Consider the following 21,376-nt stretch of genomic DNA (forward strand, 5'->3'; position numbering starts at 1 on the left):
GAGGGACGAACGGTCTTGCGAGCCCGCTGATCTTCCTGGGCGTAGGGTGGCGATCGGCCGGACCTGACGCTCACGGCGCCCGAATCTCCGCGGACTCCAGTGATTACCCAGTGGTACGGGTGACGATTCCGACCGAGCGTAAGACGATGGGAGGCGGCGAAACCCCATGGCACGACTCCCCTGACAGCGAAGGAACAGCGTGGCTTCCGCATCCGATCGCAATCCGATCATCATTGGCGGCCTGCCGAGCCAGGTCCCGGACTTCGATCCGGAGGAGACGCAGGAGTGGCTCGACTCCCTGGACGCAGCCGTCGACGAGCGGGGCCGTGAGCGCGCCCGCTATCTGATGCTGCGGCTGATCGAGCGGGCACGCGAGAAGCGCGTGGCCGTGCCCGAGATGCGCAGCACGGACTACGTCAACACGATCGCCACCAAGGACGAGCCGTTCTTCCCCGGCAACGAGGAGATCGAGCGCAAGGTCCTGAACGCCACCCGGTGGAACGCGGCCGTCATGGTCTCGCGCGCCCAGCGTCCCGGGATCGGCGTCGGCGGTCACATCGCCACGTTCGCCTCCTCCGCCTCCCTCTACGACGTGGGCTTCAACCACTTCTTCCGGGGCAAGGACGAGGGCGACGGCGGCGACCAGATCTTCTTCCAGGGCCACGCCTCCCCCGGCATCTACGCGCGCGCCTACCTCCTGGACCGGCTCTCCGAGCAGCAGCTCGACGCGTTCCGGCAGGAGAAGTCGAAGGCCCCGTACGGCCTGTCCAGCTACCCGCACCCGCGGCTGATGCCGGACTTCTGGGAGTTCCCGACCGTCTCGATGGGCCTCGGCCCGCTCGGCGCGATCTACCAGGCCCGGATGAACCGGTACATGGAGGCGCGCGGGATCGCGGACACCTCGAAGTCACACGTTTGGGCGTATCTCGGCGACGGCGAGATGGACGAGCCGGAGTCGCTCGGCCAGCTGTCGATCGCCGCCCGCGAGGGCCTGGACAACCTGACTTTCGTCGTGAACTGCAACCTGCAGCGCCTCGACGGCCCGGTGCGCGGCAACGGCAAGATCATCCAGGAGCTGGAGTCGCAGTTCCGCGGCGCCGGCTGGAACGTCATCAAGCTCATCTGGGACCGCTCCTGGGACCCGCTGCTGGCTCAGGACCGCGACGGCATCCTCGTCAACAAGATGAACTCGACGCCGGACGGCCAGTTCCAGACGTACGCGACCGAGACCGGCTCGTACATCCGAGACCACTTCTTCGGCGACGACCAGCGGCTGCGGGCGATGGTCGAGAACATGAGCGACCAGCAGCTGCTGCACCTGGGCCGCGGCGGCCACGACCACAAGAAGATCTACGCGGCGTACGCGGCGGCCAAGGCCCACAAGGGCCAGCCGACGGTGATCCTGGCGCAGACGGTCAAGGGCTGGACGCTCGGCCCGAACTTCGAGGGCCGCAACGCGACGCACCAGATGAAGAAGCTGACGGTCGACGACCTCAAGCGCTTCCGCGACCGCCTGCACATCCCGATCACGGACGCGCAGCTGGAGAACGGCGCCCCGCCGTACTACCACCCGGGCCCGGGTTCGCCGGAGATCCAGTACATGCACGACCGGCGCAGCTCGCTGGGCGGCTACGTGCCGACCCGCGTGGTGCGGGCGAAGCCGCTGCAGCTGCCGGACGAGAAGACGTACGCGGCCGCCAAGAAGGGTTCGGGCCAGCAGTCGATCGCCACGACGATGGCCTTCGTGCGCATCCTGAAGGACCTGATGCGGGACAAGGAGATCGGCAAGCGGTTCGTGCTGATCGCCCCGGACGAGTACCGCACGTTCGGCATGGACGCGTTCTTCCCGAGCGCCAAGATCTACAACCCGCTGGGCCAGCAGTACGAGGCGGTCGACCGCGACCTGCTGCTCGCGTACAAGGAGTCCCCGACCGGCCAGATGCTGCACGACGGCATCTCGGAGGCGGGCTGCACGGCCTCGCTGATCGCCGCGGGCTCGGCGTACGCGACGCACGGCGAGCCGCTGATCCCGGTCTACGTCTTCTACTCGATGTTCGGTTTCCAGCGCACGGGTGACCAGTTCTGGCAGATGGCCGACCAGCTGGCGCGCGGTTTCGTCCTGGGTGCGACCGCCGGCCGGACCACCCTGACGGGTGAGGGCCTCCAGCACGCCGACGGTCACTCCCAGCTGCTGGCGTCGACCAACCCGGGCTGCGTGGCCTACGACCCGGCGTACGGGTACGAGATCGCGCACATCGTCCAGGACGGCCTGCGCCGCATGTACGGGCCCGAGTCGGAGGACGTCTTCTACTACCTGACCGTCTACAACGAGCCGATCCAGCACCCGGCCGAGCCTGCGGGCGTCGACGTGGACGGCATCCTCAAGGGCATCCACCGGGTGTCCGTCGGCTCGGCGGGCTCCATCGGGGCGCAGATCATGGCCTCGGGCGTGGCGGTGCCGTGGGCGCTGGAGGCCCAGCGGATCCTGGCCGAGGAGTGGAACGTCCGGGCGGACGTCTGGTCGGCGACCTCCTGGAACGAGCTGCGCCGCGAGGCCGTCGAGGTGGAGGAGCACAACCTGCTCCACCCGGAGGAGGAGCAGCGCGTCCCGTACGTGACGCGGAAGCTGTCGGGTGCCGAGGGGCCGTTCGTGGCGGTCTCGGACTGGATGCGGTCCGTCCCGGACCAGATCTCGCGGTGGGTGCCCGGCGCGTACACCTCGCTCGGTGCGGACGGCTTCGGCTTCGCGGACACGCGCGGCGCGGCCCGGCGCTTCTTCCACATCGACGCGCAGTCGGTGGTGCTGGCGGTGCTGACCGAGCTGGCCAAGGCGGGCAAGGTCGACCGTTCCGCGCTGAAGCAGGCGGTGGACCGGTACCGGCTGCTGGACGTCTCGGCGGCCGACCCGGGCGCCGCGGGCGGCGACGCGTAGCACTGCACTGCGCCGACGGCGTCGAGAGCGGGTCCCCGGCACGGCCGGGGGCCCGCTTCGCTTTACCAGTTCCTTACGATGCTCCGTATGAAGGAACCCTCCCGCCAGCTGCGGTGGGAGCGGCGGAGCCAGACCCCGCTGCTCGTGCTCGCCGTGGCGTTCGCCGTCGCCTACGCCGTGCCGATCGTCGTGCCCGACGCGAACGCGGAGGTGCACCGGGCGTGCACCGTCACCGAGTGGGTGGTGTGGGGGGCCTTCGCCGCCGACTACCTGATGCGGCTGGGCCTGTCGACGGCGAAGAAGGCCTTCGTGCGGACCCACTGGATGGACCTGGGCGCGGTGCTGCTGCCGATGTTCCAGCCGCTGCGGCTGCTGCGGCTGGTGTCCACGCTGCTGCTGGTGGGCCGGCGGGCCCGGATGGCCCCGCAGATCCGTCTGACCACGTACGTGGCGGGCGCGGTGGTCGGGCTGCTGATGTTCGGCTCGCTGGCCGTGCTGAGCGTGGAGCGGGACGCTCCGAAGGGGAACATCAAGAACCTGGGCGACGCGGTGTGGTGGAGCTTCACCACGATGACGACCGTCGGCTACGGGGACCACTCCCCCACGACCGGGCTCGGGCGGGTCATCGCCGTGGGGCTGATGCTGTCGGGGATCGCCCTGCTGGGTGTGGTGACCGCCAACATCGCGGCCTGGTTCATCTCGCGGTTCGAGCGCGACGACCGGGTGGAGCGGGCGCAGACCGCCGCGATCGCCGAACTGACCGCGGAGGTACGGGCGCTGCGCGCCGAGATCGGGCGCTTCGGCGGGGCGGCGACCGCTCCGGGCGCGGGAGCCGCTCCGGGCGCGGGGGCCGACGTACCGGCCCAGGTGCCCGAAGCGGTCCCGGCGGCGGATGCGGCTACCGCTCCCACACCTTGAAGGCCCGGACCAGGTAGGGCGATTCGGGCAGCCAGACCCCGTCGCCGGGATAGGTCTGGAACTCGCCGGTCTCCGCGCACTCGGCCGACTGGTAGGTGGTCACCGGCCGCCCGATGCGGTTGATCAGCGACTGGGCGCTGGTCCCGGCGGGCAGCGCCGTACAGCTGTTGATGTCCAGCGTGCTCAGCTCGTGGGCGTGCCGGGTGCCCTTGAACTCCGGCTTCGCCCACAGGCACAGCTGCCCGGTGGCGCAGGCGGGGGCCTTGCCCGGCGGCGGACCGGCGGCGTGTGCGGCGCTTTCCGTACCCGGGATGAGCGCGGCGAGGGCGAGGACGGTCGCGGCCAGGACGGTGGTGGACCGTGCGGGTGAACTCGTACGCATGACGGGTCAACTCCTTGTGGACGACGGCGCCCCGGACGGTTCCGGAGCGCTTCGGACACCACGCTGACCTGCGAGGACGGTCGGGCGGAAGGGGCCGGGGGCTGGTCCACCCGGATAGGCGACAGCCCCGCCGGAACCGCCGGCGGGGCTGTCGCGCGTACGCGGTTGACTCGTGTGCGAGGCCGTCCGGGCCGGTGGCCCGGCCCGGCTCAGAGGTGCGCCGCGCCCGCCCCCGCGGCGGCGTTCTCGCCGCGCTTGGTGAAGCAGGCGACGACCGCGGCGAGCACCGCGACGCAGCCGGCGACGGTGAAGGCCGTGCTCATGCCGTCGACGAAGGTGTCGTGCGCGACCTTGGTGATCGACTCGGCGATCGGGGCCGGGGTCCCCGGCTGGATCGGGGCGATGCCGACCTGGACCCCCTTCTCGGCGAGGTCCACCTGCTCCGGGGTGAGCGCGGGCAGCTCCGCCCGCGCCCAGTTGTCCCCGAACGAGTTGCCGACGGTGCTGGCCATGACCGCGCCGAGGACCGCGGTGCCGAGGCTGCCGCCGACCTGCATGGCGGCCTGCTGGAGCCCGCCCGCCACGCCGGAGAGCTCCAGCGGGGCGTTGCCGACGATGACCTCGGTGGCGCCGACCATGACGGGAGCGAGGCCGACGCCGAGGAGGGCGAACCAGAGCGACATCTGCAGGGTGCCGGTGCCCGGGGTCAGCGCGGACATCCCGAAGCAGGCGACGGCGGTCGCGACCATGCCCGTGACCAGCGGGATCCGCGGGCCGACGGCGGTGATGGCGGCGCCGGCCAGCGGCGAGCCGATGATCATCATGCCGGTCAGCGGCAGCAGGTGCAGGCCGCTGTCGACCGGGCTCATGCCGTGCACGTTCTGCAGGTAGAAGGTGACGAAGAACAGGCCGCCCATGAAGGCGAAGGCCATCAGCACCATGAGCACGGTTCCCGCGGACAGCGGCAGCGAGCGGAACATCCCCAGCGGGATCAGCGGCTCGGCGACCTTCGACTCCCAGACCGCGAAGAGCACGAAGCAGACCGCGGAGCCAATGAGGAAGAGCATGGTCCGGGTGTCGCCCCAGCCCCACTCCGAGGCCTTGATCAGCGCCCAGATCAGCGAGAACATCGCGACCGACAGCAGCAGGACGCCGACCGCGTCGAAGGACTTCGGGGCGTTCTCGGCGCGGTGGTCGACCAGGATGAACAGGCCGAAGGCCAGCGCGATGATGCCGACGGGCACGTTGATGAAGAAGACGGACTGCCAGCTGACGTTCTCCACCAGCAGGCCGCCCACGATGGGCCCGGCGGCGGTCGAGGCGCCGATGACCATGCCCCAGATGCCGATCGCCATGTTGAGCTTCTCGGCGGGGAAGGTGGCGCGCAGCAGGCCCAGCGCGGCGGGCATCAGCAGCGCGCCGAACAGGCCCTGCGCGACGCGGAAGCCGATGACGTACTGGACGCCGGACGAGAGGCCGATCGCCGCGGAGGCCGCGGCGAATCCGGCGATGCCTATGAGGAAGGTCTGGCGGTGGCCGAAGCGGTCGCCGAGCTTGCCGGCGGTGATCAGCGAGACCGCGAGGGCCAGCAGATAGCCGTTGGTGATCCACTGGACGTCGGCGAGCGAGGCGCCGAGGTCCTTCTGGATCGCGGGGTTGGCGACGGCGACGATCGTGCCGTCCAGAGTGACCATCATGACGCCGATCGCCACGGCGAAGAGGGTCAGCCAGGGGTGGCCGCGCAAGCCGGTGCGGGCCGCAGGCGGACCCGATTCCTTGGCGAGGGTGATCTGACCAGTCATGCGGACAGGCTAGTGACAGCGACTGACACTTCACAGACGGCTTAACGAGACAGTGGCTGTCAGGTCGGTCACAGGTACCCTGACCGCTCACTCAGCGTCAGATTCGGCAGGCGGCGCCTGTGGAAAGGACACCCCTCGGTGATGACCGACGAGCGGCCGGCACCGGCAGCGGCGCCCGGGCTGCGCGAACGCAAGAAGCGGCGCACCCGGGACGCGCTGCTGCGCGCCGCCCTCCTCCACTTCGTCGCGCAGGGGTACGAGCACACCACCGTCGACGAGATCACCGACGCCGTGGACGTCTCCCAGCGCACCTTCTTCCGGTACTTCGCCAACAAGGAGGAGGTCGCCTTCGCCGTCCAGGACCTGGTCGAGTCGCACTACGTCGCCGCGCTGCGCGCCCGGCCGCCCGCCGAAGGCCCCTTCGAAGCCCTGCGCGGCGCGGTGCTCGGCGCCTGGGACACCCTCGACGAGGCCCTTTCCGACGTGGTGCCGGTCGACCTCTACATGCGTACGTACCAGCTCATCGAGTCGACGCCGGCGCTGCTCGCCGTGCACCTGCGCCGCTCCACCGAGCTGGAGGAGCGGATCGCCCGGCTGATCGCCGAGCGCGAGGGGCTGGACGTGGACGCGGACCCGCGACCCCGGGTGGCGGTGGCCGCCTTCTCCGGGGTGATGAGGGTCACCGGGCGGCTGTGGGCGCAGGACGAGGACGCCAGCGTGGCCTCGATCAGGCGGATGACCGAGGCCTGCCTTGACCAGATCGGCCCGGCGCTCGCCGCGGACTGGCGCTGAACACCCGTACGCGGTCGCACGGTCGGCCGTGAACCCGGTCACCCTGGCCACCGTGGCCGGATCCGGTCTCCTACGCTGGTCCCAGTGAACCTGCCCGGCCTCGCCCACTCCACCGCCGTCGGCGCCGACCCGCGCCCCGCCGCCCTGCGCACCCTGCTCGCGCTGGCGGTGGTCTTCATCATGCTGGCGACCACCGGCTGGACCGCGGTGCACCGCCCCGACGCCGGCACCACCCTGCGGACCGCCGCCCTGGCCTCCTGGGCCTCGGCCCGGATCGACGGCCGCCCGGTGCCGCCCGCGGACGCCCCCGTACGGACGGTGGCCCGCTTCTTCGCCGGCCTCGACGGATCCCAGCGGGCCCGGCTGGCCGAGGGGTACCCCCTGGTCGTAGGCAACCTCGACGGGGCGCCCGCCGCCCTGCGCTACCGGGCCAACCTGCGCGGCCTGGAGCTGGCCCAGCGGGCGGAGGAGGCCCGCAGCACGGACGTCAGCCTGACCCCGGCCGACCGCACCACGGCCGGCCGGCGCGCCCACCGCTTCGAGTCCCTGGCCCAGCCGGGCCGGCAGATCTTCGCCTTCGACCCGACCGGCAGCGGCCGCGTCGCCGAGGTGTTCGGCGACCTCGACCGGGCGAACCGGATCTCGGTGATCGTCCCCGGCGTCGACACCGACGTGCTCACCTTCGAGCGCACCCAGCGCCGCCTCATCGCGCCCGCCGGCATGGCGCAGTCGCTGTACGAGGCCCAGCGCGCGCAGGCTCCCGGCAGCCGGACCGCGGTCATCGCCTGGGCCGGATACACCGCGCCGACCGGGGTCGGCATGGACGCGGCCACCGGCCGGATGGCGGTGGACGGGGCCGTACGGCTGAAGTCCCTGACGGCGGCGCTGCCCGGGGACGCGAGCGTGGCGCTGTTCTGCCACAGCTACGGCTCGGTGGTGTGCGGGGTCGCCGCGCACGCGCTGCCGGAGTCGGTGACCGACGTGGTCGTGGCCGGCAGCCCGGGGATGCGCGCGGGGTCGGTGGCCGAGCTGCACACGTCGGCCCGGGTGTGGGCCACGCGGGACTCCGGGGACTGGATCGCGGACGTACCGCACCTGGAGGTCGGCGGGGTCGGCCACGGGGCGGACCCGGTGTCGCCGGACTTCGGCTCGCGGGTGCTGTCCTCGGCCGGGGCGAAGCTCCACACCGGCTATTTCGAGCCAGGCACCGGATCCCTGGACAACTTCGCCAAAATCGGAACCGGTGCGTTCGGTTCCGTCACCTGCGTGACCGGCGACGATGCGTGCCGGCGTGGAATTTCCGGGACAGACGGGGACTGACACGTGTAGAGCCCTGGAAAACGGGCTTCGCACCGAGGGGGACGCACAGGGGTGCGTCCCTTTACCATGTGCCGCATGGGTGACGTACTGGCCGGAAATCATGCCGTCTGGGAGTTCGACTCGGACTCGGTGCTCATCCGCTTCGCACGGGGGATACGCACGCCGAGGACGCCGAGACTCCTGCACGCCCTCGGAGAGCGGCGCATCCCCTTCGAGGCGTTGGCGGGGATGAGCGTGAGCGCGGCCGGATCCGGGGGGAGACGGGACGCGGTGGTCCTGCGTGCCGTGCCGCGGACGGGCGCGGATCCGCTGATGGAGGCCGCCGCCGGGCAGTTGCGCGAGGTCTGCGATCCGTACCGGCTGGTGCTGCCGGCCGACCGGGCCGGGCAGGCCGCCGAGTTCGCGGACGCCGTACGGGCCCGGCTGGGCCCGGAGGCCGCCGAGCCGGCCGAGCGCTTCCTGGTTCAGGTGCCGGAGCCGCCGATGCGGCTGAAGGCGTACGACGCGCGGCTCGGCTTCGACGGCTCGGCCGTCACCTTCCACTGGTCGCGCACGGGGGCCACGGGCACCAAGTGGAAGGCGGGCGACCAGCGTTACCCGCTGACCGCGCTGACCGGGGTCGAGTGGAGCTCCCCGGAGCGCCCGGGCGGCCACCTGCGGCTGCTGCTGCGGGACGAGGCGGCCGATCCGCGGCCCGACCACGACCTGGCGACCGCGGTGTTCGCCGTCGGGTACGCGTCGGTGCACGAGTCGCTGCCGTTCGCGGCGGCCGTCCTCGCCGCCCTGCGCGGCCGCACCCCGGTGGCCTCGGTCCCCGCGACGCGTACGGACGAACGCCTGCACCACCTGGGCGAGTTGTACAGCGCGGGCCTGCTGACGGACGCCGAGTACGCGGCGCTGCGCGACCGCTTCACCGCCGAAGCCTGATCACACCGGAGACCGCCACCGCCGGGAGGCCCCCCGGCGGTGGCGGCGGTCGGCGGAAGCCGGATCAGCCCTCGCGGCCCGCGGAGGTCCAGGTCATGTCCGGGTAGCGGTCGCCCGCGACCTGGGCGGCGATCGGCTCCAGCAGCGCCAGCTCCGCCGGCGTCAGCGTGATCCGGGTCGCTGCGGTGTTCTCCGCGAGGCGGCCGGTCTTGCGGGTGCCCGGGATCGGGACCACGGTCAGCCCGTGCACCTGCGCCCGCTGCTGCACCCAGGCCAGCGCGATCTGCGCCGGGGTCGCCCCGTGCGCCTGTGCGATCTCCCGCACCGGCGTCAGCAGCGCCGCGTTGGCCTTGGCGTTGTCGCCGGTGAACCGGGGCTGGAAGCGGCGGAAGTCCGCCGCCGACAGGTCGGCCGACGCGTCCGCGAACGAGCCGGTCAGGAAGCCGCGCCCGAGCGGGGAGTACGGCACGAAGGCCACGCCCAGCTCCGCCGCCGCGCCCACCGCGGTGTTCTCCACGTCCCGGCTGAACAGCGACCACTCCGACTGGAGCGCCGCGATCGGGTGCACCTCGTACGCCTCCCGCAGTTCGGGGCCGGTGACCTCGCTGAGCCCCAGGTGGCGCACCTTGCCCTCCTGCACCAGCTCGGCCATCGTGCCCACCGACTCGGCGAACGGCACGGCCGGGTCGCGCCGGTGCATGTAGTAGAGGTCGATCACATCGGTCCCGAGGCGGCGCAGGCTGTCCTCCACGGCCTGGCGGATGTACGCGCGGTCGTTGCGGATGCCCCGGTGCTGCGGGTCGTCGGTGCGCTCGATGCCGAACTTGGTGGCGAGGGTGATCTCGTCCCGGTGCTCGGCGACGAACGGCGCGATGAACTTCTCGTTGGCTCCGCGCCCGTAGCTGTCCGCGGTGTCGAAGAGGGTGACCCCGGTGGCCAGGGCCGCTTCCAGGGTGTCGCGGGCGCGGGCCTCGTCGGTCTCCCCGTAGAACTCGCTCATGCCCATGCAGCCGAGGCCCTGGACGCCCACCAGCGGGCCTCCCTTGCCGAGTTCGACCTGCTCGATGGTGGTGTTCTGTGTCATTGCTGTGTCGCCTTCCCCGCGGTCGTGCCCATGGCATACATGTCGATCTTGAAGTCCAGTACGGCGAGCGCGTCGTTCAGCTCCGTGATCCGCGCACGCACCTCGCGCCGCGTCTGCTCCAGCAGCTCGCGCCGCTGGTCGACGGTGTGCTCGCCCTCGCGCACGAGTTCGGCGTAGCGGACCATGTCGGCCACCGACATCCCGGTGGCGCGCAGCTTGCCCACGAAGGCCAGCCAGTGGAGGTCCTTGTCGCTGAACCGGCGCTGTCCCGAGTGGGAGCGGTCCACGTGCGGCATCAGGCCGATCCGCTCGTACCAGCGCAGCGTGTGCTGGGTCAGACCGGTCCGGGCCTCGACCTCGCTGATCGTGTACCGCGTCTGCGTCAGGCTCATGGCGACCACGCTAAAACCTTGGAGTGCACTCCAAGCAAGTAGGCTCGGCCGCATGGAGAGCGTGGAGACCCTGCAGAGCCTGCGGACCATCGAAAACTGGCCGGTACCGACCGCCGCGGCGGCCGTGGTGCGCGCCGACGGGAGCCTGGCCGGCTCCCACGGGCCCCTGGACCAACGCTTCGCGCTGGCCTCGGTGACCAAGCCCCTCGCCGCGTACGCCGCGCTCGTCGCGTACGAGGAGGGGGCGATCGAGCTGGACGAGTCGGCCGGGCCCGAGGGCTCGACGGTCCGTCACCTGCTCGCGCACACCAGCGGGCTGGCCTTCGACGAGCACCGCGCGATGGCCGCGCCCGGGACGCGCCGGCTGTACTCGAACGCCGGTTTCGAGGTGCTCGGCGACCACATCGCCAAGGCCACGGGCATCCCGTTCGCGGAGTACGTGCACCAGGCGGTGTTCGAGCCGCTCGGCATGGAGTCGACCACACTGGACGGCTCGCCCGCCAAGGACGGGGTCTCGACCGTCTCCGACCTCGTCCGGTTCGCCGCCGAGCTCCAGGCGCCGCGGCTGCTGGACGTGCGTACGGTCGCGGAGGCCACCTCCGTGGTCCACCCGGGACTCAAGGGAGTGCTCCCGGGGTACGGGATCCAGTCCCCCAACGACTGGGGGCTCGGCCTGGAGATCCGCGACGGGAAGTCCCCGCACTGGACGGGCGCCTCGTCCTCGCCGCGCACCTTCGGCCACTTCGGACAGGCCGGCACCTTCCTGTGGGTGGACCCGGACGCCCGCGCCGCGTGCGTGGCGCTGGCCGACCGCGCCTTCGGCCCGTGGGCCGTGGAGGCCTGGCCTCCGTTCACCGACGCGGTCCTCGCCGAGCTCGCCGCCCGGTAGGCCCGTAAGCCCGTAAGCCCGTAAGCTTCTACGGCAGCTCCCAGATCAGCAGCTCGCCCGGGGATCCGGCGACGATCTCCAGGCCCTGCTCCCCGGTGATCCGCGCCGCGTCCCCGGGACCGAGCTCCTCCCCGTCCAGGCGCAGGTCCCCGCGGACCACGTGCAGGTAGATCCGCTCCGCCGCCGGTACGGCGACCCGCTCGCCCGCGCCGGGCCGGCGGACGTGCAGGACGGCCCCGGCCGCGGGGATCTCGTACGGGGTGCCTTCGGCGATCTGCCGGACCAGCGTGTACGCGGGCTCCCCGCCCCCGTCCAGCGGCGCGAGCCACGTCTGCACGAAGCGCAGCGGCACCGCACCGTCGTTGCGCTCGATGTGCCGGGCGCCGGATCCGGCGGCCAGGTGCTGCACGTCACCTGGCCGGACCACGGCGCTCTCGCCGGTGCTGCCCTTGTGCGCGAGCTCGCCCTCGACGACCCAGGTCACGATCTCGGTGTGGCTGTGCGGGTGCTCGTCGAAGCCCGCTCCCGGGGCGAGCCGCTCCTCGTTGCAGGCCTGGACCGGGCCGAAGCGCAGGTTGTCCGGGTCGTAGTGCCCGCCGAAGGAGAAGGCGTGCGCGGTGGTGATCCCGGCGTCCGGATCCCCGCCCTCGTACCGGTCGGCCCCGCGGCGTACGTCAATCATGGAAGTCACCGTAGCCCCCTGGTGGAGGGCCGCCACGGGACCGGACTCCGCGCCGCCGCCCCGATAAGGCAGTCTTGTCCCGTGCCCCAACCCGAACGTGAGCATTCCCCCGCGCATCCCGCTCCCGCCCATCCGCACGCCGCGACGCTGCGCCGACTGGAGAAGTCCTCCGGCCGGCTCGCCGCGAACGCGATCGCGCGGATGGACGAGACCCTGCCGTGGTACCGGGCGATGCCCCCGGAGAACCGGTCCTGGATCGGCCTGGTCGCTCAGGCCGGTATCGCCGCGTTCACGGAGTGGTTCCGGCACCCGGAGACTCCGCAGGCGATCTCGACGGACGTCTTCGGGACGGCTCCGCGCGAGCTGACCCGGGCGATCACCCTGCGCCAGACCGTGGAGATGGTCCGGACGACGATCGAGGTCATGGAGACCGCGATCGAGGAGGTCGCGGCCCCCGGCGACGAGTCGATCCTGCGCGAGGCGCTGCTGGTGTACGCCCGGGAGATCGCGTTCGCGACGGCCCAGGTGTACGCGCAGGCCGCGGAGGCGCGCGGGGCGTGGGACGCCCGGCTGGAGTCCCTCGTCGTGAACGCGGTGCTGTCCGGCGAGGCCGACGAGGGCGCGCTGTCGCGGGCCGCCGCACTTGGCTGGAATTCGCCGGAGCACGTGTGCGTGGTGCTCGGCACCGCGCCGGAGGGCGACAGCGAGCTGACCGTCGAGGCGATCCGGCGCGCCGCCCGGCACCACAAGCTCCAGGTCCTGACGGGCGTGCTCGGGGACCGCCTCGTCGTGATCGCGGGCGGCAGCGACAACCCGATCCAGGTGGCGAAGTCGCTGATCGGGCCGTTCGCTGCGGGCCCGGTGGTGGCCGGTCCGGTGGTTCCGGATCTGCTGAACGCGACCAAGTCCGCGCAGGCCGCGGCGGCCGGGCTGAAGGCCTGTACGGCCTGGCAGGACGCCCCCCGGCCGGTGCTGGCGGACGATCTGCTGCCCGAGCGTGCGATCGCCTCGGATCCCTCCGCCCGCGAGCAGTTGGTGGAGGAGATCTACAGACCGCTGGAAGAGGCGGGCTCGGCGTTGCTGGAGACGCTGAGCGTGTATCTGGAGCAGGCGAGCAGCCTGGAAGGGGCGGCGCGCATGCTGTTCGTACACCCGAACACAGTGCGCTACCGGCTGCGACGTGTGACCGACGTCACCGGCTGGTCACCGTCCGATGTCCGATCTGCGTTCACGTTGCGGATCGCCTTGATCCTCGGGCGTCTGGCCGACGGCGATCAGCAGTCCTAGACTTTTGTCGGACATCAACAATTACCCCGACGGTTCTTCGTCCCTGTCCCCACGGGCGGGAGGGACCGTCCACAAGAGAGAGTGTGAGGGTGCTCGTACTCGTCGCTCCCGGCCAAGGCGCACAGACGCCCGGCTTCCTGACTCCCTGGCTCGACCTCCCCGGCGCCGCTGACCGCATCGCCGCATGGTCGGACGCCATCGGGCTCGACCTTGCCCACTACGGCACGAAGGCGGACGCGGACGAGATCCGCGACACGGCGGTGGCGCAGCCGCTGCTGGTGGCCGCCGGTCTCCTGTCCTCCTCCGCCCTGGGCTCCGCCACGGCCTTCGGCGCCGTCGCGGGCCACAGCGTCGGCGAGATCACCGCCGCCGCGTACGCCGGTGTGCTGTCCGATGCGGACGCGCTGTCGTTCGTACGGACCCGCGGTCTGGCGATGGCCGAGGCCGCCGCCGTCACCGAGACGGGCATGGCCGCGGTGCTCGGCGGCGACCAGGCGGTGGTCGTCGCGCACCTGGAGAAGCTGGGTCTGACCCCGGCGAACATCAACGGCGCGGGCCAGATCGTCGCCGCAGGAACGATGGAGCAGATCGAGGCCCTGGTGGCCGAGAAGCCCGAGGGCTCCATGAAGGTCGTCGCCCTCAAGGTCGCGGGCGCCTTCCACACGCACCACATGGCTCCCGCCGTCACCACGCTGGAGAAGGCCGCCCAGGCCCTCGCCCCGGCCGACCCGGAGCTGAAGTACGTCTCGAACAAGGACGGCCACGTCGTCACCACGGGCACCGACGTCGTCGCCCGCCTGGTCGGCCAGGTCGCGAACCCGGTCCGCTGGGACCTGTGCATGGAGACGTTCGGCGAGCTGGGTGTCACCGGGATCATCGAGCTCAGTCCGGGTGGCACTCTGACGGGTCTGGCCAAGCGCGCGCTCAAGGGCGTGCCGACCGTGGCCCTGAAGACCCCGGACGATCTCGAAAAGGCCGCCGCGCTCATCGCCGAGCACGCGGCCTGAGAGAAGGAGCCCACACAGCATGTCGAAGATCAAGCCTGCCAAGGGCTCCCCGTACGCCCGCATTCTCGGCGTCGGCGGCTACCGACCGATCCGCGTGGTCTCCAACGAGGTCATCCTGGAGACGATCGACTCGTCGGACGAGTGGATCCGTTCCCGCTCCGGCATCGCGACCCGGCACTGGGCCTCGCCCCAGGAGACCGTCGCCGCGATGTCGGTGGAGGCCTCCGGCAAGGCGCTGGCCGACGCCGGCATCTCGCCCGAGCAGATCGGCGCCGTGATCGTCTCCACGGTCTCGCACTTCAAGCAGACCCCGGCCGTCGCGACGGAGATCGCGCACCGGATCGGCGCGGTCAAGCCGGCCGCGTTCGACATCTCCGCGGGCTGCGCCGGCTTCGGCTACGGCCTGACGCTGGCCAAGGGCCTCGTCGTCGAGGGCTCGGCGCAGTACGTCCTCGTCATCGGCGTGGAGCGGCTGTCGGACCTGACCGACCTGGAGGACCGCGCGACGGCCTTCCTGTTCGGCGACGGCGCCGGCGCCGTGGTCGTCGGCCCCTCGGACGAGCCCGCCATAGGCCCCACGGTGTGGGGTTCGGAGGGCGACAAGTCCGAGACGATCAAGCAGACCGTGCCGTGGGACGAGTACCGCAGCACGGACAGCGACCAGAAGTTTCCGGCCATCACGCAGGAGGGTCAGGCGGTCTTCCGCTGGGCCGTCTTCGAGATGGCCAAGGTGGCCCAGCAGGCGCTCGACGCGGCCGGGATCACCGCGGAGGACCTGGACGTCTTCATCCCGCACCAGGCAAACATGCGGATCATCGACTCGATGGTGAAGACTCTGAAGCTGCCGGAACACGTCACGGTCGCCCGTGACGTGGAAACCACCGGCAACACGTCGGCCGCCTCGATCCCGCTCGCGATGGAGCGGCTCCTGGCGACCGGAGCTGCGAAGAGCGGCGACACCGCGCTCGTCATCGGCTTCGGGGCGGGGCTCGTCTACGCCGCGACGGTCGTTACCCTCCCCTAGGGCCCGGGATCCACATCCCGCCCCGTTTCACCCAGTTAGCTAGAGAAGGAGCGCCACATGGCCGCCACGCAGGAAGAGATCGTCGAGGGTCTCGCGGAGATCGTCAACGAGATCGCCGGTATCCCCACCGAGGACGTCGCGATCGAGAAGTCCTTCACGGACGACCTTGACGTCGACTCGCTCTCCATGGTCGAGGTCGTCGTCGCCGCCGAAGAGCGCTTCGACGTCAAGATCCCGGACGAGGACGTCAAGAACCTCAAGACGGTCGGCGACGCCGCGGACTACATCCTGAAGCACCAGGCCTGAGCCTGACGAGCGTTTGTCGCCACCCGGCGGTGGCGCCGTGACAATTCAGCACCCTCTGAGACGTGGAGAAAGAATTCCTGTGAGCCCGACCAATCGCACCGTGGTCGTCACCGGTATCGGCGCAACCACTCCGCTGGGTGGCGACAGCGCTTCGACCTGGGAAGGTCTGCTCGCCGGTCGCTCCGGCGTCAAGCCCCTCGAGGGCGAGCGCTTCGCCGAACTCCCGGTTCGTATCGCCGCCCCGGCCGCCGTGGACCCGAGTGAGGTCCTGCCGCGCCCGCTGGCCCGCAAGCTGGACCGCTCGGCCCAGTTCGCCGTCATCGCCGCCCGTGAGGCGTGGGCCGACGCCGGCTACACCGCCCCGGCGGGCGAGGACGCGGCCGTCATGCCCGAACGCCTGGGCACCGTGATCGCCTCCGGCATCGGCGGCGTCACCACCCTGCTCGACCAGTACGACGTACTGAAGGAAAAGGGTGTGCGCCGGGTCTCCCCGCACACCGTCCCCATGCTCATGCCGAACGGCCCGTCGGCCAACGTCGGCCTGGAGGTCAACGCCCAGGCGGGCGTGCACACTCCGGTCAGCGCGTGCGCCTCGGGCGCCGAGGCCATCGGCTACGCCGTCGAGATGATCCGTACCGGCCGCGCCGACGTGGTCGTCGCGGGCGGCACCGAGGCGGCGATCCACCCGCTGCCGATCGCCGCTTTCGCCAACATGATGGCGATGTCCAAGAACAACGAGAACCCGCAGCAGGCCTCCCGCCCGTACGACAAGGCCCGCGACGGCTTCGTCCTCGGCGAGGGCGCGGGCGTCGTCATCCTGGAGTCCGCCGAGCACGCCGCCGCGCGCGGCGCCCGGGTCTACTGCGAGGTGCTGGGCCAGGGTCTGTCCGCGGACAGCCACCACATCGCGCAGCCGGAGCCGACCGGCCGCGGTGTCGCGGCCGCGGTGCAGAACCTGCTGGACAACACGGGTCTCGACCCGGCCGAGCTGGTCCACCTGAACGCGCACGCCACGTCGACCCCGCAGGGTGACACGGCCGAGCTGAAGGCCCTGCGCAAGGTCCTAGGCGACGACCTCGACCACATCGCGATCTCCGCGACGAAGTCGATGACCGGCCACCTGCTGGGCGGCGCCGGCGGCATCGAGACCGTCGCGACCGTGCTCGCGCTGTACCACCGGATCGCCCCGGCGACCATCAACGTCGACGAGCTCGACGAGGACATCGACGCGGACATCGTCGTCGGCGAGCCGCGCAAGCTGCCGGCCGAGGGCGCGATCTCCGCGATCAACAACTCGTTCGGCTTCGGCGGCCACAACGTGACACTGGCCTTCAGGACCGTCTAGTCCGCGGGGCAGTACGAACGGAAGGGCCCGCCCGGCACTCGCCGGGCGGGCCCTTTCCGCATCTCCCTGGATCCGGGTTCCGGGTTCCGGGGATCAGACGACCTGGTGCAGCCAGCGGACCGGGGCGCCCTCGCCCGCGTAGCGGAAGGGCTCCAGCTCGTCGTCCCAGGGCTTGCCGAGCAGTTTGGTGATCTCCGCCTCCAGGTCGGTCTCACCGCGCGCGGACCGGGCGAGGGCGGCGCGCAGCCGGTCCTCGGGGATCAGGATGTCGCCGTGCATGCCGGTGACGGCATGGAAGATGCCGAGCTCCGGGGTGGAGCTGTAGCGCTCGCCCTCGGCGGTGGGGCAGGGTTCCGCGGTCACCTCGAAGCGCAGCAGGTGCCAGCCGCGCAGGGCGGAGGCGAGCTTCGAGGCGGTGCCCGCTTCGGCCTGCCAGGAGAACTCGGCTCTCCAGGTGCCGGGGGAGGCGGGCTGCCTGATCCAGTCGAGGTTCACCCGCACCCCGAGCACACCCGCGACAGCCCATTCCACATGCGGGCAGAGCGCGCGCGGAGCGGAATGCACGTACAGAACTCCACGTGTCGTCACCGGGACCTCCAGTGTGGGACGAGGTCGGGAATAAACTCCAGAAAACGGACAGTATGTGACGTGATGTAATGTAACGGAAATTATTTGACATTGCGCTACGAGACCTGCGGCCGAAACGCCACGGGAAAAAGCTACCGTGCGCCAGGGGTCATGGTGTGACGTACGGTCGGTCCGAGGCTGCCAAACGCAGAGCATTCACTCAGCAGGGCGCCCCGGAGGACGCGGGGCGACGAGGAGGGAAACCACCCGATGCGCACCACCGCCACGCGACGCCGAGCGCGCACGACCCGGCGCCGGACCCTCGCGGGCGCGGGCGCGGCGGCGGCCCTCCTGGCCGGGTTGCTGACCGGATGTCAGTCGGGCGGGTCGGACACGGAGGGTGAGCAGGGAGCGCAGGCCGGGCCGCGCTGGAACACCGCGCCCGCGTCGATCGCCGCGGCCGGCGACTCCATCACGCGGGGTTTCGACGCCTGTTCGGTGCTGGCCGACTGCCCCGAGGTGTCCTGGGCCACCGGGAACGACCCCGCCGTCCACTCGCTCGCCGCCCGGCTGCTCGGGGAGGCGCAGGTGCCGGAGCGCAGCTGGAACTACGCGGTGACGGGCTCGCGGATGGCGGACCTGGCGGGGCAGCTGGCCTCGGCCGCGGAGCACCGCCCCGACCTGGTCACGGTGATGGTGGGCTCGAACGACGCCTGCCGGCCGACGGCTTCGTCGATGACGCCGGTGGCGGAGTTCCGGGCCGGGTTCGAGAAGGCCCTCACCGGTCTGCGGGCGGCCTCCCCCACGTCCCAGGTGTACGTCTCCAGCGTGCCGGACCTGCAGCGGCTGTGGGAGCAGGGCAAGGACGCGCCGATGGTGCGGCAGATCTGGAAGCTGGGGATCTGTCAGTCGATGCTGGCGGACCCGCTGTCGGCGGCCGCCGGGGCGACGGCCCGGCGCGAGCAGGTGCGGGCGCGGGTGGTCGAGTACAACGAGGTGCTCCGCGAGGTCTGCGCGAAGGACCGGCTGTGCCGCTACGACGGCGGCGCGGTGTTCCAGTACCCGTTCGCCGCGGACCAGTTGAGCCACTGGGACTGGTTCCACCCGGGCAAGGACGGGCAGGCCCGGCTCGCGGAGCTGGCACACCGCCAGGTGACGGCGGCCGAAGCGCCGCGCTGACGTGGGACAGGAGGACCGGGGGCGGGTGTCAGGGCCCGCCCCCGGTCCGGTTCATGGGTGATTTCCGGCCACCTCCGGAGGGGGCTCAGACCTCCAGGGTCGCCGTGAGCCGCGTGTCGCCGTGGGCGTGGCTCGCGCGGACCTCGTACGTACCGCCGATCCGCTGCCAGCGGCCGGCCGCCTCGTCCCAGATCTCGAAGGCCCGGGCGGGCAGGGCGATCTCGGCCTCGACGCTCTCGCCGGGGCCCGCCTCGACGCCCGCGAAGGCGGCGAGCCAGCTCGCCGGGCGCTCCGCGGCACCGGCCGCCGCGCCGGCGGGGGCGAGGTAGACCTGGACGACCTCGCGGCCGGCCCGGCTGCCGGTGTTGGTGACGCGGACCCGGGCCGTGGCGCCGGTGACCTCCAGGGACTCGTACGCCCAGTCGGTGTAGCCGAGGCCGTGCCCGAACGGGAAGGCGGGGGCGACGCCCTGCCGCTCGTACGCCCGGTACCCGATGAAGAGGCCCTCGGTGTACTCCAGGCGCCCCTCGGTCGGGATCACCTCGGTGACCGGCGCGTCGGCGAACCGCGCGGGCCAGGTGGTGGGCAGCCGCCCGCCCGGCTCCCGGAGCCCGAGGAGTACGTCGGCCAGCGCGGCCCCGCCCTCCTGCCCGGGGAACCAGGTCAGCAGTACGGCGGCCACCTCGTCCCGCCACGGCAGCTCGACCGGTGAGCCGGTGTTGACGACGACCACGGTGTTCGGGTTGGCGGCGGCGACGGCGCGCACGAGGTCGTCCTGGCGGCCCGGCAGGCACAGGTCGCTCCGGTCGAAGCCCTCGGACTCCACGCGCTCGGTGGTGGCGACGACCACGATGGCGGTGTCGGCGGCGCGGGCGGCGGCCACGGCCTCGGCGATCAGCTCGTCGGCGTCGCGCTGCGGGCCGAGGTGGAGCAGCGAGAACATGATCGCCTTGAGCGGCAGGGTGCTGGTGTCGGGGACCTGGTAGGTCAGCGAGACCTCGACGGCCTCGCCCGCCTCCAGCTCGACGCGGGCGCGTTCGCTGGGGGCACCGAAGAAGGCCTCGAACGGGTCGGCCTCGCTGCCCATCGCCTGGACGCCGTCCCAGAGGGTCTCGCCGCCGACCGCGAGGGTGAACGCGCCGAGTCCGCGGGTGCCGAATGCGTGCTCTCCGCTCTCGCGCGGCACGAACGCGCCGGTGACCTCGATGCTCGCCATGGTCTCGTACGAGGCCCCCGCGGGCAGGTCGTCGCCGATCCACTGGACCTGGCCGGTCGGCAGGCTGCCCTCGCCCAGGACTGCGCCGGAGGCGTCGCGGCAGACCGCACGGAGCTCGAAGCCCCTGTCGGCGGGTGTGAGCTCCTCGGAAGGGTCGGCTCCGACGAAGAAGGTCAGGGCCCCGTCCGGGAGGGCTTCGGTCAGCCCGTCCAGCGGGGAGACGATCCGCTCGGGGAAGACGGTGGCCGAGCCGCCGCCGAGGACGCGGGCGTCGCGGGCGGCGGCGCCGAGCAGGGCGACGGTGCGGCCGGGGGCGGCGTCCAGCGGGAGGGCCCCGTTCTCGTTGCGTACGAGGACGAAGCCGCGGGCGGCGAGCTCGCGGGCCAGCGCCTGGCCGTCGATCGGGGCCGGTGCGGTCTCGACGACGGCGGGGGCGCCCTGAAGGATGCCGACGCGGGCGGCGAGGCGCAGGACGTTGCGCACGGCCTCGTCCACGGCGGACTCGGGGACCTCGCCGGCGCGGACGGCCTCGGCGAGGGCCGGCCCGTAGACGGTCTGCGGTCCGGGCATGACGACGTCGAGGCCGCCGAGGATGTCGCCGGTGGTGGAGCGGGCGGCCATCCAGTCGGAGACGTTGCACCCGTCGAAGCCCCACTGGCCGCGCAGGACATCGTTCACGAGGTACTGGTTCTCGCTCATCATCGTGCCGTTGACCCGGTTGTACGCGGTCATGATGCCCCAGGGACGGGCGTTCGCGACGATGGCCTCGAAGGGCGCCAGGTACAGCTCTCGCAGCGGTCGCGGGGCGATGACGCTGTCGACGGTGAACCGGTCGGTCTCGGCGTCGTTGCCGACGTAGTGCTTGACGGTGGTGCCGACGCCGCCGTCCTGGACGCCCTGCACGTAGCCGGTGCCGATGGCGCCGCTGAGGTAGGGGTCCTCGGAGTAGCACTCGAAGTGCCGGCCGCCGAGCGGGGAGCGGTGCAGGTTGACGGTGGGGGCGAGGAGGACGTGGACGCCCTTGCGGCGGGCCTCCTGGGCCAGGAGCCGGCCGGCGCGGCGGGCGAGCGCGGGGTCCCAGGCGGCGGCGAGCGCCGTCGGGGACGGCAGGGCGATGGAGGGGTCGTCGGCGGTCCAGCGCACGCCGCGGACCCCGATGGGGCCGTCGGACATGACCAGGGACTTCAGCCCGATCTCGGGAACGGCGGGCAGGGACCACATGTCCTGGCCGGCCAGGAGGCGGGCCTTGGTGTCGAGGTCCATCTTGCCGAGTGCCGCCTCTACGGCGTCGTGGCGGACCTGATCGGCATCGGTCACGGCCGTGC

19 protein-coding genes are annotated in these 21,376 nt (G+C 71.9%); 12 read left to right on the forward strand and 7 right to left on the reverse strand.

Features of this window, described 5'->3' with window-relative positions; all coding sequences use genetic code 11:
- The first annotated feature begins 199 nt into the window (after window positions 1–199).
- Both aceE and ACFXGI_RS20850 read left to right on the forward strand, forming a co-directional pair.
- On the forward strand, window positions 200–2,932 hold the full coding sequence (gene aceE, locus ACFXGI_RS20845) for a pyruvate dehydrogenase (acetyl-transferring), homodimeric type (protein WP_384708566.1): 2,733 nt from the start codon (window positions 200–202) through the stop codon (window positions 2,930–2,932).
- Between the two features lie 87 nt (window positions 2,933–3,019).
- Window positions 3,020–3,850: a potassium channel family protein gene (locus ACFXGI_RS20850; RefSeq protein WP_384708569.1), complete on the forward strand. Its 831-nt coding sequence runs from the start codon at window positions 3,020–3,022 to the stop codon at window positions 3,848–3,850.
- Here ACFXGI_RS20850 and ACFXGI_RS20855 read toward each other — a convergent pair.
- Both ACFXGI_RS20855 and ACFXGI_RS20860 read right to left on the reverse strand, forming a co-directional pair.
- Window positions 3,831–4,232 (reverse strand): peptidase inhibitor family I36 protein, encoded by a 402-nt coding sequence (locus tag ACFXGI_RS20855; RefSeq protein ID WP_384708572.1) that lies wholly within the window; start codon window positions 4,230–4,232, stop codon window positions 3,831–3,833. The genes ACFXGI_RS20850 and ACFXGI_RS20855 overlap by 20 nt on opposite strands.
- 209 nt (window positions 4,233–4,441) lie before the next feature.
- A complete protein-coding gene (locus ACFXGI_RS20860; protein ID WP_384708575.1) occupies window positions 4,442–6,034 on the reverse strand; it encodes a DHA2 family efflux MFS transporter permease subunit in 1,593 nt (530 codons plus the stop codon).
- A gap of 141 nt (window positions 6,035–6,175) precedes the next feature.
- Between ACFXGI_RS20860 and ACFXGI_RS20865 the strand changes: the two genes are divergently transcribed.
- The 3 genes from ACFXGI_RS20865 (at window position 6,176) to ACFXGI_RS20875 (ending at window position 9,073) form a co-directional block, all read left to right on the forward strand.
- Window positions 6,176–6,826, forward strand: coding sequence for a TetR/AcrR family transcriptional regulator (locus ACFXGI_RS20865; RefSeq protein ID WP_384708578.1), 651 nt, complete (start codon window positions 6,176–6,178; stop codon window positions 6,824–6,826).
- A gap of 168 nt (window positions 6,827–6,994) precedes the next feature.
- Entirely contained in the window at window positions 6,995–8,146 is a 1,152-nt protein-coding gene (locus tag ACFXGI_RS20870; protein WP_384708812.1) for an alpha/beta hydrolase, read from the forward strand.
- A 66-nt stretch (window positions 8,147–8,212) separates the two neighbouring features.
- Window positions 8,213–9,073, forward strand: a complete 861-nt coding sequence (locus ACFXGI_RS20875) for a DUF4429 domain-containing protein (protein WP_384708581.1) — start codon at window positions 8,213–8,215, stop codon at window positions 9,071–9,073.
- A gap of 64 nt (window positions 9,074–9,137) precedes the next feature.
- Here ACFXGI_RS20875 and ACFXGI_RS20880 read toward each other — a convergent pair whose 3' ends face one another.
- Both ACFXGI_RS20880 and ACFXGI_RS20885 read right to left on the reverse strand, forming a co-directional pair.
- Window positions 9,138–10,157, reverse strand: coding sequence for an aldo/keto reductase (locus tag ACFXGI_RS20880; RefSeq protein WP_384708584.1), 1,020 nt, complete (start codon window positions 10,155–10,157; stop codon window positions 9,138–9,140).
- Window positions 10,154–10,549, reverse strand: coding sequence for a MerR family transcriptional regulator (locus tag ACFXGI_RS20885; protein ID WP_037846939.1), 396 nt, complete (start codon window positions 10,547–10,549; stop codon window positions 10,154–10,156). Before ACFXGI_RS20885 ends, ACFXGI_RS20880 begins: the two co-directional genes overlap by 4 nt.
- Before the next feature lie 70 nt (window positions 10,550–10,619).
- Between ACFXGI_RS20885 and ACFXGI_RS20890 the strand changes: the two genes are divergently transcribed.
- Window positions 10,620–11,438 (forward strand): serine hydrolase domain-containing protein, encoded by an 819-nt coding sequence (locus ACFXGI_RS20890; protein WP_384708815.1) that lies wholly within the window; start codon window positions 10,620–10,622, stop codon window positions 11,436–11,438.
- Window positions 11,439–11,466: 28 nt separating this feature from the next.
- Here ACFXGI_RS20890 and ACFXGI_RS20895 read toward each other — a convergent pair whose 3' ends face one another.
- The gene (locus ACFXGI_RS20895) at window positions 11,467–12,120 is read right to left on the reverse strand and encodes a pirin family protein (protein WP_384708587.1); all 654 of its coding nucleotides are present in this window, start codon (window positions 12,118–12,120) and stop codon (window positions 11,467–11,469) included.
- A gap of 81 nt (window positions 12,121–12,201) precedes the next feature.
- On the opposite strand from ACFXGI_RS20895, the gene ACFXGI_RS20900 reads away from it, so the two are divergent.
- The 5 genes from ACFXGI_RS20900 (at window position 12,202) to ACFXGI_RS20920 (ending at window position 17,089) form a co-directional block, all read left to right on the forward strand.
- The gene (locus ACFXGI_RS20900) at window positions 12,202–13,407 is read left to right on the forward strand and encodes a CdaR family transcriptional regulator (RefSeq protein ID WP_030160498.1); all 1,206 of its coding nucleotides are present in this window, start codon (window positions 12,202–12,204) and stop codon (window positions 13,405–13,407) included.
- Between the two features lie 89 nt (window positions 13,408–13,496).
- Window positions 13,497–14,414, forward strand: a complete 918-nt coding sequence (locus ACFXGI_RS20905) for an ACP S-malonyltransferase (protein ID WP_384708590.1) — start codon at window positions 13,497–13,499, stop codon at window positions 14,412–14,414.
- A gap of 19 nt (window positions 14,415–14,433) precedes the next feature.
- Complete coding sequence (locus tag ACFXGI_RS20910; RefSeq protein WP_384708593.1) at window positions 14,434–15,438, forward strand: ketoacyl-ACP synthase III; 1,005 nt, start codon at window positions 14,434–14,436, stop codon at window positions 15,436–15,438.
- Between the two features lie 57 nt (window positions 15,439–15,495).
- Window positions 15,496–15,744, forward strand: a complete 249-nt coding sequence (locus tag ACFXGI_RS20915) for an acyl carrier protein (RefSeq protein ID WP_030009997.1) — start codon at window positions 15,496–15,498, stop codon at window positions 15,742–15,744.
- 79 nt (window positions 15,745–15,823) lie between these two features.
- Entirely contained in the window at window positions 15,824–17,089 is a 1,266-nt protein-coding gene (locus ACFXGI_RS20920) for a beta-ketoacyl-[acyl-carrier-protein] synthase family protein (protein WP_384708596.1), read from the forward strand.
- 93 nt (window positions 17,090–17,182) lie between these two features.
- Here the strand turns inward: ACFXGI_RS20920 and ACFXGI_RS20925 are convergent, their stop codons facing one another.
- The gene (locus ACFXGI_RS20925; protein ID WP_384708599.1) at window positions 17,183–17,677 is read right to left on the reverse strand and encodes a DUF3145 domain-containing protein; all 495 of its coding nucleotides are present in this window, start codon (window positions 17,675–17,677) and stop codon (window positions 17,183–17,185) included.
- 249 nt (window positions 17,678–17,926) lie between these two features.
- Between ACFXGI_RS20925 and ACFXGI_RS20930 the strand changes: the two genes are divergently transcribed.
- Window positions 17,927–18,835 carry an SGNH/GDSL hydrolase family protein gene (locus tag ACFXGI_RS20930; protein WP_384708602.1) on the forward strand — a complete coding sequence of 303 codons (909 nt, stop codon included), beginning with the start codon at window positions 17,927–17,929 and terminating at the stop codon, window positions 18,833–18,835.
- A gap of 85 nt (window positions 18,836–18,920) precedes the next feature.
- Here ACFXGI_RS20930 and ACFXGI_RS20935 read toward each other — a convergent pair whose 3' ends face one another.
- Window positions 18,921–21,314 (reverse strand): beta-glucosidase, encoded by a 2,394-nt coding sequence (locus ACFXGI_RS20935; protein WP_384708818.1) that lies wholly within the window; start codon window positions 21,312–21,314, stop codon window positions 18,921–18,923.
- Window positions 21,315–21,376 lie beyond the last annotated feature (62 nt).

Origin of the sequence: Streptomyces sp. NPDC059355, assembly GCF_042752335.1 — a bacterium.
Lineage (GTDB): Bacteria > Actinomycetota > Actinomycetes > Streptomycetales > Streptomycetaceae > Streptomyces.

Coding starts and splice junctions, on each gene's coding strand:
- ACFXGI_RS20935 (WP_384708818.1), bottom strand. CDS start 21,314: ATGGACCTCGACACCAAGGCCCGCCTCCTGGCCGGCCAGGACATGTGG.
- ACFXGI_RS20915 (WP_030009997.1), top strand. CDS start 15,496: ATGGCCGCCACGCAGGAAGAGATCGTCGAGGGTCTCGCGGAGATCGTC.
- ACFXGI_RS20885 (WP_037846939.1), bottom strand. CDS start 10,549: ATGAGCCTGACGCAGACGCGGTACACGATCAGCGAGGTCGAGGCCCGG.
- ACFXGI_RS20895 (WP_384708587.1), bottom strand. CDS start 12,120: ATGATTGACGTACGCCGCGGGGCCGACCGGTACGAGGGCGGGGATCCG.
- ACFXGI_RS20910 (WP_384708593.1), top strand. CDS start 14,434: ATGTCGAAGATCAAGCCTGCCAAGGGCTCCCCGTACGCCCGCATTCTC.
- ACFXGI_RS20855 (WP_384708572.1), bottom strand. CDS start 4,232: ATGCGTACGAGTTCACCCGCACGGTCCACCACCGTCCTGGCCGCGACC.
- ACFXGI_RS20850 (WP_384708569.1), top strand. CDS start 3,020: ATGAAGGAACCCTCCCGCCAGCTGCGGTGGGAGCGGCGGAGCCAGACC.
- ACFXGI_RS20860 (WP_384708575.1), bottom strand. CDS start 6,034: ATGACTGGTCAGATCACCCTCGCCAAGGAATCGGGTCCGCCTGCGGCC.
- ACFXGI_RS20875 (WP_384708581.1), top strand. CDS start 8,213: ATGTGCCGCATGGGTGACGTACTGGCCGGAAATCATGCCGTCTGGGAG.
- ACFXGI_RS20865 (WP_384708578.1), top strand. CDS start 6,176: ATGACCGACGAGCGGCCGGCACCGGCAGCGGCGCCCGGGCTGCGCGAA.
- ACFXGI_RS20880 (WP_384708584.1), bottom strand. CDS start 10,157: ATGACACAGAACACCACCATCGAGCAGGTCGAACTCGGCAAGGGAGGC.
- ACFXGI_RS20930 (WP_384708602.1), top strand. CDS start 17,927: ATGCGCACCACCGCCACGCGACGCCGAGCGCGCACGACCCGGCGCCGG.